This window comes from Kitasatospora sp. NPDC048545, from assembly GCF_040651155.1.
GTDB lineage: Bacteria > Actinomycetota > Actinomycetes > Streptomycetales > Streptomycetaceae > Kitasatospora.
In genome coordinates, this window is the sequence record NZ_JBEZIQ010000012.1 from 108,896 (window position 1) to 123,466 (window position 14,571).

The window sequence follows — 14,571 nt, forward strand, 5'->3', positions numbered from 1 at the left end:
GCGAGGCCGGACAGTTCGGCCCGCTCCTGCGCGCTCACGCGGGAGGCGTCCCACCCGACAACTACGGCGCGGTGCCCTGCGGGGCGAGATACGCGGCGGTCAGGTCGGGGGTGGCCAGCCAGGCGGCGTGGTCGCTCGGCTCGGCGTAGGTGTTGGCGAGGCGGCGGGCGACCTCCTCGCGCTCGGCGGCGGCCGCGAACACACCCTGCAGGTGGTCCGGCATGGTCAGCATCGTGGCGGTGAACCCGACGGCGTGGCGGGCGTGCTGCTGCCAGAACCGCTCGGCGGTGCGGCACATCCAGTCGGCCGTGAACGGGGCGTCGCCGTGCTCGACGACGGCCCGCCGGCAGGCCTCCGCGGCGCGGGCCGCGCTGTTGGCGCCCTGGCCGGTGATCGGGTCGTTCACCACCACCGCGTCGCCGAGGCCCAGCACGTGGACGGCGTCCACGCCCGATCCCAGTTCGGCCACCGTGCGGCGGACCGTCGGGGTGACCGCGCCGGACAGCCCGGCCCCGGCGTCGGTCGGCTCGGCGGCCCTCCAGAGCTCCGCCTCCCACGGGAGGTACTCGCCCAACAGGGCGCGGATCCTGGCCAGTCGGACGTCGGGCGCCGGGTCGTCGCCGAACACGTCCAGCGGGCTGCCGGGCAGCGCCTCCCACAGCAGGACCGAGCAGGGACCGGAGTGGGTGAGCGCCGGCTGCAGGTACAGCTCCCCCAGGCCGGGCAAGGCGTGCATCCGGGCCCTGGGCCCAGCGGCCGGGTCGGGCGCGTCGACGCCGTGCGCGTACAGGCAGGACAGGTTCCGCTGCGGCCGGTCGAACGGCGAGCGGCCGGCGTCGCGGTCGAAGATCCCGGCCAGTTCGCCGCGCCCGGCCGCGACCACGGTCAGCTCGTGCCGGCGGGCCAGTTCGTGCAGTCCCTCCCGGTCCAGCGCGCGGTACTCGACCCGGGCACCGCGCTCCGCCAGCAGCTCCAGCCACCCGGCCAGCTTGAGCCGCTGGTCCACCGACTGGGCGGGCTCGTCGAGCGTCATGGTGAACTCCAGCGCCCGGACGGCGGGCGGCGCCACCAGCACCGCGTCGACCGAGGAGACGGCGGGCGCCCGGTCCGCCCAGAGGTCCAGCCCGGCCGCCGCCTCGATCCGCAGCGCCGGGCCGAACATCGCCTGGGTGGACAGCACCCGACCGCCGCGCACCTGCTCGGGGGTGCGTTCGGCGACCAGCGTCACCTCGTACCCGTCCGCCACCAGCCCGAGCGCGAACTGCAGGCCGGCCTGGCCCGCTCCGACGACGGCGATCCGGCGCAACACGGCCTCCCGGTGCTCTGCTGACCGTCCGCTGACGGCCCGTCACGCTGGCACAGTAGCCGAGCCGACGGGGTTCGGTCACCCGTGCGGAGGGCCGGTTCCGGGCAGGCTCAGCCGTGCAGGCGGCTGACGACCAGCTGCACGACCTCGGCGATCCGGTCGGCCAGGTAGAAGTGCCCGCCCGGGAAGACTCGCAGGTCGAAGCCGCCGGTCGTGTGCCGGTCCCACTGGCCGACCTGCTCCACCGTGGCGTTCGGGTCGGTCTCCCCCACCAGGCCGGTGATCGGCACCGACACGGTCGCGTCCCGGGCGCAGCGGTACGTCTCGATGGCGGTGTAGTCGGCCCGCAGGGCGGGCAGGATCAGTTCCTTCAGCGCGGGGATGTCGAGGATCCGCTCGTCGGTGCCGCCGAGTTCGACGATCTCGGCGAACAGTTCGTCGTCCGGCAGCGTGTGCACCTCGCTGTCCCGGGGAAGCGAGGGCGCGCGGCCCGCCGAGACGAACAGCCGCTCGGGCCCCTTCACGCCGTGGCGCTCGAAGCGCCGCGCGGTCTCGAAGGCGACGGCCGCGCCCATGCTGTGGCCGAAGAAGAGGAACGGCCGGTCCGTCCAGTCCTGCAGCTCGCGGAACAGCTCGTCGGCGAGTTCGTCCACGGAGCTGATCGTCGGCTCCAGGAAGCGGTTCTGCCGGCCCGGGTACTGGACGGCGAGCACGTCCGCGTGCGGCGCCAGCGCGTTGGCGTACTCCAGGTAGTAGCTGGCCGAGCCGCCGGCGTGCGGGAAGATCACGACCCGGGCGGGCGCGGAGTCGGACGGGTTGAACCGGCGGAACCACGGGTTGTCGACGGCAGCGCTGCTGGGCATGCGGGGTGTGGCCTCTCTCCGTGACGGACTGTGCTGTTCCCAGTCTGTCAGCGCGCAGGCCGCCACGGGGTGTTGTGGTGATCACGCACCCCGGCCGGCCGACGGCCATCCATCCGTCCGTCCCCCACCCGTCGGTTCCGTCCGTCGGTTCCCCGTTCGTCCCTCGGTTCCCCGTCCGTCCGTCAGTCCTCCTCCTGCCACTCCTCCCACGGGTCGGTCTCCGGCTCACGCTCGGCCTCCCGGTCCGGCTCGGTGACCCAGCCCGCCGCGAGGACCAGACCGGAGGTGCGGTGGACCGCGAGGAAGCCGAAGGGGCGACCGAAGCCGACCCGGGCGATCCGCTGCTGGTAGGGCGGGCGGCGGGTCGTCGCGGCGGCGCCGATCGCCACCCCGAGGGCGGTCACCGAGGCGGCCCGGAAGCCGCGCGGGCCGAAGGTGGCGGTGGCCCGCTGGCGGGCGCTGTTCAGGTACAGCGGCTCGCCGTCCGCGAGGCCGGGCAGCCGGTGCTCGGTCTCGGAGCGGGCGCTCAGCGTCTTCAGGCCGAAGACCGCCTTGTGGGCCAGCAGGTCGTGGTCGGCCTCGACGGTGAACTGCGGGACGATCACCGAGAGCAGGTCCTCCGGCTGGTACCGCGCGATCCGGGCGATCGTGAGACCGGGGCCGGGGGCGCCGTCGGGCAGGCGGTCGGCGGTGGTACGCCGGTGTCGTTGGCCCAGCACCTCGATCCCGGCGGCCAGCACCCGGCCGGGCCGGGCGTCGGGCTCGCCGAGCAGCAGGTGGACACTGATGTCGCCGTAGCCGAGCACCCTGGCCTCGGTGACGAGGCCCGCCGGCGTCTCCAGGACGGCGACCCGGTCGAGCATCGACGTCCACCGCGACAGGTAGCGGACGGGCTCGCCCCAGGCGTCGTCCACGCCGTACGGCACGCCGTGGACCTCGTCGAAGCGGCGGATCCAGTCGGTGCGGACGGTGAGTGCGGCGGCCAGCACCAGCCGGGTGTCCCGGTCCACCTCCACCGGCATCGCGTCGATCAGGCCGTCCGTGGCGTTCCTGGCCCAGGCGTCCAGCTGCCGACGGTCCTCCGGCACGTCACCGGTCAGCCGCCGGTGCAGGGCCGGCGGGAGCCCGGACAGCCACTCGGGGCGCGGCCGCAGGCGCCGCGAGGTCCAGAGGCCGAGCGCGGAGCCGACCGCCGGGACGTCCCGCAGCAGGCCGAGGAGGTCCCGGGCACGGTCGGCGGCGGCCTCCGGCGGCATGCCGAGCGCCTGCGCCAACTCGCCCCGGACCTCGGGGCTCCCGGCCGGGGCCAGCAGCCCGAGCAGCGGCCAGACACCGGCCGGCATCAGGACCGTCCCCTCCGCCGGGTCGGTCCGCTCGACCCATCGCACGCCCAGTGCGTTGGCCGCCCGTACGGCTCCGGCCTTGCCCATCCGTCCCCCTGCGCTCCGTGGTGCGTGTTGCGTTGCGCGTTGCGCGTTGCGCGTTGCGCGTTGCGCGTCCGGCGCGCCGAGCGTAGGGCCGGGGGCGGGCCCGGTGCGAGCGGATTTTCCGGCCCCGGCGGCGCCGCGCCCTGGCAGGATGTCCCCATGCGCGAGCCCGACACCGACTGGATCACCGTCGCCGCCTACGAGAACCTGCCCGGCCGCCTCACCCCGTGGGCCGCCGTCCGCGCTTGACTGCGCGACCGGGGCATCGACTGGATGCCGTTCGCCACGAACTCGGTGCGCTGGGGCCTGACCTGTGGGATCGGCCCGGACGGACACTGACGCGGCTGGTTCGACGTCCAGGTCTCGGCCGATGCCCTGCGCCCACTGGGGCTCCACCCCGAGCAGCCCACCGCCGCCGTCGATGGGCCCTCCCCACCCGGCTGGTGGCACGCCGAGGCCGAGCGCCGCGCCCACCGCTGAGCTCAGCGGTCCACCCCGAAGCGCACCGCCTCGGCGCGGGAGCGGGAGGCGGCGTCCAGCAGCAGCACCGAGGAGGCCTCGGGCGTCGGCAGCGGCCCGCCGACGCGCACGTGCCGGGTGAAGGCGTCCAACAGCCGTTCCAGGCCGCGGTGGTGGCGGGCGAACACCCGGCTGGAGGAGTGCCGGCCGCGGGCTCGCTGGCCGTCCAGCGCCGTGGCCGCGCCGACGTCCAGCAGCACCAGGTGCAGTTCGCGACCGCGGCGGCCGGCCTCCCGGGCCAGCCAGCGCCGCATCCAGGCGCGGCTGCCGCAGTCGTGCACCAGCAGCGGCCCGCCGCGCCGCACCGAGGAGCGCAGCAGCCGGAAGTGCTCCAGCCGGGCCCACGGCCGGTAGACCGCGTACGGCAGGCTCGCCGGCATCACCGCCTCGCAGGCCTCGTGCACGGTCCGCGGGTCCACCGCGCGCACCGCCGTCCCGGACCACCGGCGCAGCAGCGTGCTCTTCCCGGCGCCCGGCAGACCGGACACGACCACGACGGCGTCCGCCGGGTAGGCCACGACGAACCCCGCCCCGGCCTCGCCCCGCAGGTCGACCACCGCGTGCGGCACCACGACCGCGTCCACCCCGCCGCCCACCGTTTCCCCCGCTTCCCCCGTTTCCGTCCGACCGGGAACCCTAACAACTGCGCGCGGCTGCCCCTCGTCAACCCCCGGCCCTCGCCGTCACCCGCGCGCCGGCACCCCCGCACCGGGGGCTGCTCCCGGCGATGGTGCCCAGGCGCCGCGTCCGGTCCGGCAGCCCGGTCCGCGCCCGGCCGACGGTGCTCCTGTGGATCCGGGCGACCGCGGTGCGCTCCCGGGCCGCCCGTCCACTAGGCTGACGCACCGTCAGACGGGAGGCGGGTCATGGCGGATGTGGCTTCGACGTACACCGGGCTGGTGCTGGACGGGCTGGCGCGGGACCCGGGGCGGATGGCGGTCCGGTCCGGGGTTGCCGGGGAGTCCTCGCTGACCGGGCAGGACTGCCTGGACGCGGTCCACCGCACGGCCCGGGCGCTGGAGCGGGTCGGGCTGGGGCGTGGGGACGGGGTGACGGTGCTGGCCGGGAACCGGCCGGAGGCGCTGCTGGTGCGGCTCGCCGCGAACCTGCTGGGCTGCCGGGTGGCGATGCCGTTCCCGGACGGACCGGTGGCGGAGCAGGTGGCGCTGGCGGAGTTCGCCGGGACCTCGGCGCTGGTCTTCGACCCCCTGCGTTGCTCGCCCGCGGCCGCCGGGGTCGCGCGTGCCGTGCCCGGGGCCGCCCTGCTGTCCCTCGGCCCGGCGCCGCTCGGGCTCGGCGAGGACCTGCTGGGGCTCGCCGCCGACTGTTCCGCCGCCCCGTTCGCCCCCCGGTACGGGCCCGAGGACGTGATGGCGGTGCGGTTCACCGGCGGCACCACCGGACGGCCGAAGGGCGTGCTGCGGCGCTTCGCGCGGCCGCCGCGCCCGCTGCTGCCGGCCGGTTCGACGTTCCTGCTGTGCACGCCGCTCTGCCACGGCGGCGGCACGACCGCCGACCTCGCGCTGGCGGCGGGCGGCACGGTGGTGCTGCAGGAGGGCTTCGACGCCGGGGCCGTGCTGGCGGCGGTCGAGCGGTTCCGGGTGTCCCGGATGTACCTGCCGCCGCACCTGTTGTACCGGCTGCTGGACCATCCCCTGCTACCCGCGACCGAGACCGGCAGCCTGCGCCGGGTCGGCTACACCGGCTGCCCGCCCTCGCCCCGGCGGCTGGCGGAGGCGACCCGGCGGCTGGGCCGGGTGCTGCACCAGACCTACAGCCTGACGGAGTGCGGGCCGGTCGCCCGGCTGAGCCCGGACGAGCACCTGGACCCCCGGCTGCTGGTCACCGCCGGGCGCCCGTACCCGGACACCGGGGTGCGTGTCCTGGACGAGGACGGGGCGGAGCTGCCCCCGGGGCGGACCGGGGAGATCTGCGTCCGTACGCCGACGGCGATGGTCGGCTACTGGCGCGACCCGGAGTCGACCGCCGCGATGCTGCGGGACGGCTGGCTGCACACCGGTGACCTGGGCAGCCTGGACGCCGCCGGCTACCTGACGGTGGCGGGGCGGCGGGATCCGATGGCGATCGTCGAGGGGCACAATGTGTTCCCCCGCGAGGTCGAGGAGCCGCTGCGCGCCCACCCGGACGTCCACGAGGCGGTGATGTTCACGACCACCGACCCGGACCGGCTGGAGCGGGTCCACGCCGCGGTGGCCCTCGCGGAGGGTTCCCGGACGACGGCCGGGCAACTGCGGCGCTGGAGCCGGGAGCACGGCGGCACGCGGTGCGCGCCGGACACCGTCCTCCTGCTGCCCGCCATCCCGCTGAACGGCCTCGGGAAGCCGGACCTCGGCCTCCTGCGCGCCCTGGCGGCCGACCGCGGCCGCCCCGGCAACTGGAGGGGCCCGACCGGCGGCGGCAAGGGCCCGACCGGCGGCAGCGGCCGGACCGCCGCCACTGCAGGGGCGCGCGAGGGGGCGTGACACGCCCCGGCCGTGCTTCGAGCGCCCAAGCGGGCCACCGCTCGCCCGGCACCCGGCGGGAAGAACCGTCCGTGGGCACTCGACCGTGCGGGCCCGCCTGCCGATACATCCCCGGCAGCGTTCCCCGCACCGTCCCCCAGGAGGCACTACCTTGACCTGGCTACGCGTCCTGACCGCACTGGGCATCCTCGCCGTGGCGGCCAGTGCCCTGCTCGTCTTCGCCCTGTGCACCTCCGCGTCGCGCGGCGAGCGCGCCGCGGAGGAGACACCGCCCGACCTCCGTTCGGACGCCGAGAACAGCGGCCTCTTCCGGCGGATGGGCGACGACGACTGACACCGTGGGCCGCCGTCGCCCGGAAGCCGTCTCCCCGAAACCGGCGCCCGGCCACCGGAAGCCGGCGACCCGTGACCCGGCCACCGGAAGCCGACGACCCGTGACCCGGCCACCGGAGGCCGGACCCCGGTCAGTGCCCCGCGATGTCGTCCGGGCGCACCTCGATGTGGTCGGCCGCGAGGTCGACCGCGACCCGGTGCTCCATCCCCAGCGCCTCCAGGAACTTGACCGGCAGCTGCACCCGGCCGGTGCGGTCCAGCATCACGTACTCGCGCTCGTTGACCGACTCCTCGCCGTGCTCGTCCGTCACGGTGCGGCGCAGCACCTCGCTGCTGGTCCGGCCGTCCCGGATGGCGACGGTGCGGCGCACCTCGCCCGCGACCATCGGGTCGTGGGTGACGATGACGACGGTGGCGCCGAGTTCGCGGTTGACGGTGCGGAAGGACTCGAAGATCACCCCGGCGGTCTCGGAGTCCAGCTCACCGGTGGGCTCGTCGGCGAGCAGCACCGGCGGGTTGTTGGCCATCGCCACCGCGATCGCCACCCGCTGCTGCTGGCCGCCCGAGAGTTCGTTGGGCTTGCGGTGGGCGAGCTCCCCGATCTCCAGCGCCTCCATCAACTCGGCCACCCGGGCCGCCTGCCGCTTCGCGCCGGTGGTGCCCGACCGGCGGCCGCGCAACTGCATGGGCAGGGCGATGTTCTCGGCCGCGGTGAGGAAGGGCAGCAGGTTGCGCGCGGTCTGCTGCCAGATGAAGCCGACCACCTCGCGCCGGTAGCGCAGCCGTTCCTTGACGGACATCTCCAGCAGGTCGCAGCCGGCCACGGTGGCGGTGCCGGCGGTCGGCACGTCCAGCCCGGCGAGGATGGTGAGCAGGGTCGACTTGCCGCTGCCGGAGGCGCCGACCAGGGCGACCAGGTCGCCCTGCCGGATGGTCAGTTCCAGGCCCTGGAGTGCCTGGACCTCGACGCCCTCGGCACTGAAGATCCGCACCAGCCGGTCACAGACGATGGCCGCGCCCTCGCCGTAGGCCTTGGGCGAGGCCGCGGCAAGCGCCCGCTGCCGGAGTTCCTGCAGGCTGGGGGCCTCGACGACCGTCTGCCCCTGGGGGGTGCTGTTCACCGCTCGTCTCCTGTCTCGACTGTGTGCTTCATCGTGCCGGTTCCCACGGCCCCGGCGGCGTTCGCCGGTGTCACGAACCGGTCCGCCGCCGCGTCCCGTGGCAGCGTTTCCCGTGTCAACGCTTCGCGTGTCATTGCTGCTCCCCCGCGCGCAGTTCGGTGGCGATCTGCCGCCGGCCGGCGACCAGCGTCTCCGCCACCACCCCGAGGCCGACCAGCAGGGCCAGGCCCGCGGTGGGCAGCAACACCGGCATCAGCGCGGGTTTCAGGGCGTCGCCGACCTTGGCGCCGACCAGGGTGGAGATGTCGAACGCGGGCCCGAGCAGGGCGACCGCCGCCGCGGCGACCAGGCCGCCGCCGACGGCCGCCGCCAGGGTCTGCGGCAGTGCCTCGGCGACGATCAGCGCCAGCCCCTGCCGCGGCCGCAGGCCCATCGTCCGCAGCCGGGCCAGCACGGCCGTGCGCTCGGGCGCGGCCCGGAACAGCGTCAACAGCACGGCGAGCAGGGCGAATCCGCCGCCCGCGGCGGCCGCGTACCGGAACAGCCGGCCGGCGGCGTGCTGCAGCGGATCGTCGGCGAGGGCCGCGGCGGTCTCCCGGCTGCTGTGCACGGTGTATCCCGCGGGCAGGCCGTGGGTGTCCTTTCCGGCGGCCGCGGCCTCGTCCGCGATCAGCTTGGCCATGCCCGTCGGCTGGGTCACGCCGCCGTCCCTGAGGACCGCCCGGACCTGCTCGGGGTCGGGGTCGCCGACCGCGAACCACTTGTTCACCCGGCCGAGTTCCGGCAGGCGTTCGGCGGCGGGGCCGGCCGGCAGCACGATGAACGGCTTGCCCGGGTCCGGCAGCGCGGGGGTCGCGGCGACCGTCCCGGCGACGGTGGTGCGCACCTGGTTCCCGCTGGGCACGCGGACCTGGGGATCGCCGGCGGCCAGGCGCGCGGCCAGGTCGCGGCTGAACAGTGCGGGCACCGGAGTGTCCGGGCTGCCGGGCGTCCCGGCCAGCTTCGCCGGGTCGAACTCGCCGCGCCCGGTGGTCCGGGCGATCTCGGCGTACGCCGTCGGCTCGGCGACCACCAGGTAGGCCTCGGTGGACTGCTTGTCGGCGCCGATGAACAGGGCCTTGCCCTCGACCCGGACCCCGGTAGCGGCGCGGACCCCGGGCAGGGCGCCGGCGGCCTTGGTGAACGACTCGGACAGGGTGGCGTACTCCGGAATCGCCACCGAGGCGTCCCCGCCGGTGGCGATGCGGGCGGCACGCGTCCGGACGTGGTCCACGGTGTCGAGCACGGTGGCACCGAAGCCGGCCGTGGTGACGGCGATCAGCAGGGCGAGCAGCGGAAGCGCGGAGGGGCGCCGCCGGCCCGAGCTGTCACGGGCCGCCCGGGCCAGGCCGAGGAAGCCGATCAGGCCCCGGCCGCGACCGGTCAGCGCGGCCAGCCAGCCGACCACCACCGGTTCGATCCGGGCCAGCAGCAGCCCGCCGGTGACGGCGAGCAGCAGCGGCGCGGCCACCAGCAGCGGGTCCACGCCGACGCCGGAGTGTCCGACCCCGCGGCGCCGGACCTCGGCCACGGCCGCGGCGGTCACGGCCAGGACGGCGAGTTCGCCGATCGCCCGGCGCCAGCCGCCGACCGTACGGCGGCGCGACCACAGCAGGGCCGCCCGGGCCGGGAAGGCCAGCAGCGCGAGCAGAGCCGCGACGAGGGCCGCCAGGACGGCGTACTCCCACCGGGGGGTGGGCAGCAGCACCAGGGCGAGGGCCGTCCCGAGCACGGCGGCCGGCAGGACCGTGACCGCACCCTCGCCGAGCAGGCGCAGCAGCACGCCGCCGCGCGAGCCGCCGCGGGCCTGGAGCAGCCGGATCTCGGCGGTGCGCCGGTCGGTGGTCAGGGCCGCGGCCAGGAACAGCACCACCACGGCGACCCCGGCGACACCCGCCGGGCCGATCGCGCTGAGCGGCATGGCGGCCTGGTAGCGGGCGTCCGCCCGGGTGAGCAGGTCGGACAGGTTGGAGGTGGTGTGCAGGTCCGCGCGCTTGGTGGCGTCGACCAGGTCCGAGGCGCCGCGTCCGGTCTGGAAGGACGCGAGGATGGCGCGGGTGCGGTCGAGCTGGTCGGCGCGCAGCGAGGAGGCCTCGACCGGCAGGCGCCAGAAGTTGTCGCCGCCCGAGCCCCAGAGCGCCAGCGCGGCGATGCTTCCGCTGTCGACGAAGCCGGTGGTCTGCCACCAGCTGGTGCCCTTGGGCCCTAGGTGCAGGCAGGCCCGGGCCGGGCAGCCGAGGTCGTCCCAGAACGGGTCCAGCGGGTCGTTGACGCGGTAGAAGCCGGTCACCACGCTGTTCGCCCCGGTGCCCGGTCCGCCGGCGCCGTTGTCGACGGTGTCGCCGAGCTTGATGCCGACGGTCGCCGCGGCCTTCTCGCTGACCACGATCGGCAGCGGGGCGCCGACCGCCGCCGGGGCGGGCCCGGGCCAGGTCCCGGCGGTCAGGGTGACCCGGTCGGCCAGGCCGTGCAGGTAGAGCAGGGAGATCGTCGGCGCGGCGTTGTCGGACAGCCGGGCGTAGCCCGGGTTGTTCATCCTGGCCTCGGTCTGCGCCTTGGTGCCGTAGGCCTCGCCGGGCCGGGACAGCGTCAGTTCCCGGCCGATCCGTGTGGTGATCTGCTCGCGCGCGGTGTCCAGCCCGGCGGCGGTGTCGCCCGTCCGGGTCTTGGTGGCCGTCTGCAGGCTGGTCAGGTTCAGGCCCTGGTGGCTCACGTAGTCCCGCAGGGCCGCGTCCGCGCCCCGGTCCGCGACGCGGGGGAAGGCCGCCGCCAGGAAGACCGTCACCAGGGTGAGGGCCGCCATCAGCAGCGCCGCCGCGGGGTTGGCGCGCAACCTGGTGCGGACCCAGCTCGCGGGCCGGTGGGCGGAGGCGGGGGTGGGCACGGGGGTGCCGGCCTTGGTGGTCACATCTCCTCCACGAGGCGCAGCCGGGCGGCCACGTTCCGACGACGGCGTCCGACGAGGAAGGCGGACAGCAGCGGGACGACGGCGATCGCGGCGGTGAGCAGGAGCGCCTGGCCCAGCGGCAGTTCGACCACTGCCGCGGGTAGCGGCCGGTGCGCGGCGGAGGTCAGCACGACGAACGGCACGATCAGGTGGACGAGCAGCGCCCCGAGGCCGAGTCCGACGGCTCCGCCGAGGGCGACCAGGATGGCCGGTTCGGCCGTGGTGGTACGGGACACCATCCGGCGGGGCGCGCCAAGGGCGAGCAGCAGGGCGGCGTCCTGGGAGCGCTGACGGGCGGAGCCGGCCACGGCGGCGCCGAAGCCGATCGCCGCGAGGAGGGCGGTGACGACCGCGATGGCCGTCAGCGCGCTCTGCGGGGCGGCGCCGACCGGGTCGCTGAGGAAGCCCTCGGCCACCTCGTCGTACAGCCGGACGTCCTGCGCTCCGGGGGCCGCGCGGAGGGCCGCGGCCGCCTGCGCCGGGGTGTGGTCGTCCGGGCCGGTGGCGGGCAGCCACCACTCGGCGTTGTTGGCGACCGTGCCGTGCTGGACGAGCAGCGCCCGCGCGGTGGTGGCCAGGTCGATCACGACCGCGTTGCGGCCCGCCACCGGCAGGGCCTCGACGACGGCGGTGACCTTGATCGGGAGGGTGGCCCCGCCGAACGGCACCCGCACGGTGTCGCCGACCGAGGAGCCGATGGCCTTCAGGTAGTCACGGGTGGCGACACCCGGCACGGTGGCCGGTGCGCCGGCCTTGCCGCCGCCCCGGGCCCCCCAGGAGATGCCGGCCGGCAGCGGGACGGCCGTCGCGGGCCCGGCCTCGGTGTCGGAGACGGCCAGTGAGCGGAACGCGGCGTCGAGGTCGGTCTTGCTCCTGGCGGCGGCGGTCGCCCCGACGACGGTCAGGGGTGCGGCGACGGAGCCCAGCGGGGCGTCGACCAGCGTGCTCAGCGAGGCCGAGCCGCGCAGTCCGCCGTCGGTCGGGACACCGTTGAACGGGAGCTTGTAGACGATGCCGAAGCGGTCCCGGACGAGGAGCGTCACCCGCAGGGACGGCTCGGTGGACGGGAACCCGGTCGAGTCGGTCGCGAGCTCGGCGTCGATCCGCAGCGGGCGACCGGGCACCGGCACCCCGTCCGGCGCACCGGCCGGGGCCGGAAGGGCGAGCGGACGGAACAACTCGTCCCGGGTGTGCCCGTCCAGCAGGTCCTCGCGCACCGGGACGCGGTCGGCGAAGGCGGCGGTGTCCAGGGCGAGCACCTGTCCGGTGCCGGAGGGCAGTTGCTGCTCCTCGCGCACCACGGGGACCAGCCGGTCACCGCCGGGCAGGGCGCCGAAACGGCCGGCCTGGCCCATCAGCGAACTGTGCGAGGCGGAGATGCGCAGGCCGCCGAGCGTGGTGAAGGCGGCCTGGTCCCGCTGGGAGGCGTTCCAGGTGGCCTGCTGTCCGAGGGCGAGGACGCCGGTGGCGACGGCCATCACGAGCAGCAGCACCGGGCCGGTGGCTCGGGCGGGTTGACGGGCCAGCTGCCAGCCGACCATGGCCGGGCCGAGGCCCCGGCCGCCGGCGGCGACCCGGGCGCCCAGCCGGGCGGCGAGCGGCAGCAGGCGCAGCACCACCAGGGTGCCCGCGCACAGTGCCAGGGTCGGGGTGGCGACCAGCAGGAGGTCGACTCCGAGCTTGCCCGAGGAGTCGGTGGACAGCCCGCCCCCGTACTGGCTCAGTTGCTGGTAGGCGAGGGCGGCCAGGACCAGCAGGGCGAGGTCGCCGCCGTTGCGCGCGATGCCGGAGACCACGGCCTGGCGGCTTCCGGCCCGGCGGCGCAGGGCCGCGCCGGCGCCGCGCAGCAGGCTGGGCACGCCGGCCAGCACGATGCAGGCGAGGGCACAGAGCAGGGCGACGGGCCAGAGCGTCCAGCTGATGCCGGTGTCCAGGGCGACCTGGTGGGCCCTGCCGAGACCGGCCAGGACGCGGACCAGGAAGGGGGTGAGCAGCGGGGCGAACAGTGCCGCGGGTGTTGCGAGCAGCACCAGTTCCAGGGCGGTGAAGCCACCGAGCCTGGCACCGGAGGCGCCGCGGGCCGCGAGCAGTTCGTTCTCCCACTCCTGACGGGAGGAGATCAGCCGGACGACCAGCAGCAGGGCCGCGGCGGCGAGGACGGCCAGCTGGAGCGCGCCGATCAGCAGGGTGGACCGGGCGACCATCATGCTCGCCGACAACTCGCGCATGACGTCTGCCAGTTCGGTCGTCACACCGAGCGAGGCGGCCTTCCGCAGGTCTGCGGTGAGGCCCGGGGCACGGTCGCCGATGGCCTGGGCGGTGTCCCGGTCGACGCCCGTGAAGTCCGCGTCGAGCAGCCAGCCGCGGCTGCTCTGCAGCAGACCGCCCGCGGTGAAGGCGCTCTGGTCGACCATCATCGGGCCGAAGGTGGTGAAGCCGCCGACCTCGACCTCGTGGCCGCCGACCGGGTCGATCCGCCAGTACGGGGCGAAGGGGTCGACAGCCCTGTAGGCGCCGGTGACCCGGACGGTCAGCGGCTTGCCGTCGAACCGGTCGGTGAGGCGGACGTCGGCGGGCAGCGCCTGCTCGGTCAGGCCGAGCCGGCCCAGCATGCTCTGCGGGACGGCTACCTGCGGGCCGGTGGCGCCGACGGGTGCGGTGGCGGCGCCCGGCCACGCCCCGGCGACCAGCCGGACGCGGTCGCGGTCGAGGTCCGCGAGAACCGTCAGGTCCACCTTGGCATCGGCGGCCTGACCGGCCGTCCCGCCGGCTGCCGGTGTTCCCGGCGCCGCTCCGGGCGCCGTTCCTGCCACGTCGGCCCCTCCCGCCGCACCGGCCGCGGTGCTGCCGGGCAGGCCGTAGGAACGGCTGCGCAGCAGGCTGTCGGTGCGCACGGGCAGGTCGCCGAACAGCTTCTGCAGGTAGGAGGCGAGCGCCTCCTCGTCCTTCTGCCGCTGGTCGAGCCCGTGTTCCGCGGTCACCACCACCGTGGTCCGGGCGTGGCCGGGGCCCTGCAGTGCCTGCCGCAGGCCGGCCTGGCCGACGCTGCTGTTGAAGGTCACCAGGGCGGTGAGCACCGCCGTGGTGATCAGCACCGTCAGCAGGACGGCGGCAGCCAGCGGCAGTCGCCCGCGCAGTCGGCGCACGACGAAGCCGAGCATCAAGTTCCTCCCCGGATCGCGTCCCCGGTAGCGTCCACCGGCACCGCCCATCGACCCGATCCGGACACAAATCGGCCACGGATGGACACATCGAGAGCACACCGACGCATTGAACACCGGCATTCGATCACCGGATAGCGGACGATGCTGTCAGATTCGATCCAGGAACGGAAGGGACTTGCGCGAATCAAGTAAGCAGTGAGCAAATTCCTTTCATTGGTAGCATCCCGGCCGAGGATGTGCCGTCGAAATGCCATGCACACTTCAGGACTCCGGCTCCACCGCGTTCCCACGGCCGCGGACTCCGCCTTCCCGGATTCCCGTCCCGGAACGTGAACCGGCGGAGCCACCGCATCCGTGGATACCGGATAG

The 14,571-nt window shown here is 75.5% G+C and carries 9 protein-coding genes and 1 pseudogene; 3 read left to right on the plus strand and 7 right to left on the minus strand.

Going from position 1 to position 14,571, the window contains the following annotated elements; translation table 11 throughout:
- Positions 1–61 precede the first annotated feature (61 nt).
- The 3 genes from AB0D10_RS14420 to AB0D10_RS14430 form a co-directional block, all read right to left on the minus strand.
- Positions 62–1,306: a styrene monooxygenase/indole monooxygenase family protein gene (locus tag AB0D10_RS14420; protein WP_360255505.1), complete on the minus strand. Its 1,245-nt coding sequence runs from the start codon at positions 1,304–1,306 to the stop codon at positions 62–64.
- Between the two features lie 110 nt (positions 1,307–1,416).
- Complete coding sequence (locus AB0D10_RS14425) at positions 1,417–2,169, minus strand: alpha/beta fold hydrolase (protein WP_360255507.1); 753 nt, start codon at positions 2,167–2,169, stop codon at positions 1,417–1,419.
- Between the two features lie 182 nt (positions 2,170–2,351).
- Positions 2,352–3,599 (minus strand): serpin family protein, encoded by a 1,248-nt coding sequence (locus AB0D10_RS14430; protein WP_360255509.1) that lies wholly within the window; start codon positions 3,597–3,599, stop codon positions 2,352–2,354.
- A 270-nt stretch (positions 3,600–3,869) separates the two neighbouring features.
- Here AB0D10_RS14430 and AB0D10_RS14435 point away from each other — a divergent pair.
- A pseudogene (locus tag AB0D10_RS14435) lies at positions 3,870–4,076 on the plus strand (hypothetical protein).
- Positions 4,077–4,078: 2 nt separating this feature from the next.
- Here AB0D10_RS14435 and AB0D10_RS14440 read toward each other — a convergent pair.
- Positions 4,079–4,672 (minus strand): AAA family ATPase, encoded by a 594-nt coding sequence (locus AB0D10_RS14440; protein ID WP_360255676.1) that lies wholly within the window; start codon positions 4,670–4,672, stop codon positions 4,079–4,081.
- 309 nt (positions 4,673–4,981) lie between these two features.
- Between AB0D10_RS14440 and AB0D10_RS14445 the strand changes: the two genes are divergently transcribed.
- Complete coding sequence (locus AB0D10_RS14445) at positions 4,982–6,598, plus strand: AMP-binding protein (protein WP_360255511.1); 1,617 nt, start codon at positions 4,982–4,984, stop codon at positions 6,596–6,598.
- A gap of 151 nt (positions 6,599–6,749) precedes the next feature.
- Entirely contained in the window at positions 6,750–6,932 is a 183-nt protein-coding gene (locus tag AB0D10_RS14450; RefSeq protein WP_360255514.1) for a hypothetical protein, read from the plus strand.
- Between the two features lie 130 nt (positions 6,933–7,062).
- On the opposite strand, the gene AB0D10_RS14455 is transcribed toward AB0D10_RS14450, so the two are convergent.
- The 3 genes from AB0D10_RS14455 to AB0D10_RS14465 all read right to left on the minus strand — a co-directional run bounded on the left by AB0D10_RS14455 (position 7,063) and on the right by AB0D10_RS14465 (position 14,199).
- The gene (locus AB0D10_RS14455; RefSeq protein WP_360255516.1) at positions 7,063–8,052 is read right to left on the minus strand and encodes an ABC transporter ATP-binding protein; all 990 of its coding nucleotides are present in this window, start codon (positions 8,050–8,052) and stop codon (positions 7,063–7,065) included.
- Between the two features lie 130 nt (positions 8,053–8,182).
- Entirely contained in the window at positions 8,183–10,999 is a 2,817-nt protein-coding gene (locus AB0D10_RS14460) for a hypothetical protein (RefSeq protein ID WP_360255518.1), read from the minus strand.
- Positions 10,996–14,199 (minus strand): FtsX-like permease family protein, encoded by a 3,204-nt coding sequence (locus AB0D10_RS14465; protein WP_360255520.1) that lies wholly within the window; start codon positions 14,197–14,199, stop codon positions 10,996–10,998. The genes AB0D10_RS14460 and AB0D10_RS14465 overlap by 4 nt, the downstream gene beginning before the upstream one ends.
- Between the last annotated feature and the right edge of the window lie 372 nt (positions 14,200–14,571).

Bases quoted from the DNA above. Each gene is read 5' to 3' on its own strand.
- AB0D10_RS14425 (WP_360255507.1), bottom strand. From the start codon at position 2,169: ATGCCCAGCAGCGCTGCCGTCGACAACCCGTGGTTCCGCCGGTTCAAC.
- AB0D10_RS14430 (WP_360255509.1), bottom strand. From the start codon at position 3,599: ATGGGCAAGGCCGGAGCCGTACGGGCGGCCAACGCACTGGGCGTGCGA.
- AB0D10_RS14445 (WP_360255511.1), top strand. From the start codon at position 4,982: ATGGCGGATGTGGCTTCGACGTACACCGGGCTGGTGCTGGACGGGCTG.
- AB0D10_RS14465 (WP_360255520.1), bottom strand. From the start codon at position 14,199: ATGCTCGGCTTCGTCGTGCGCCGACTGCGCGGGCGACTGCCGCTGGCT.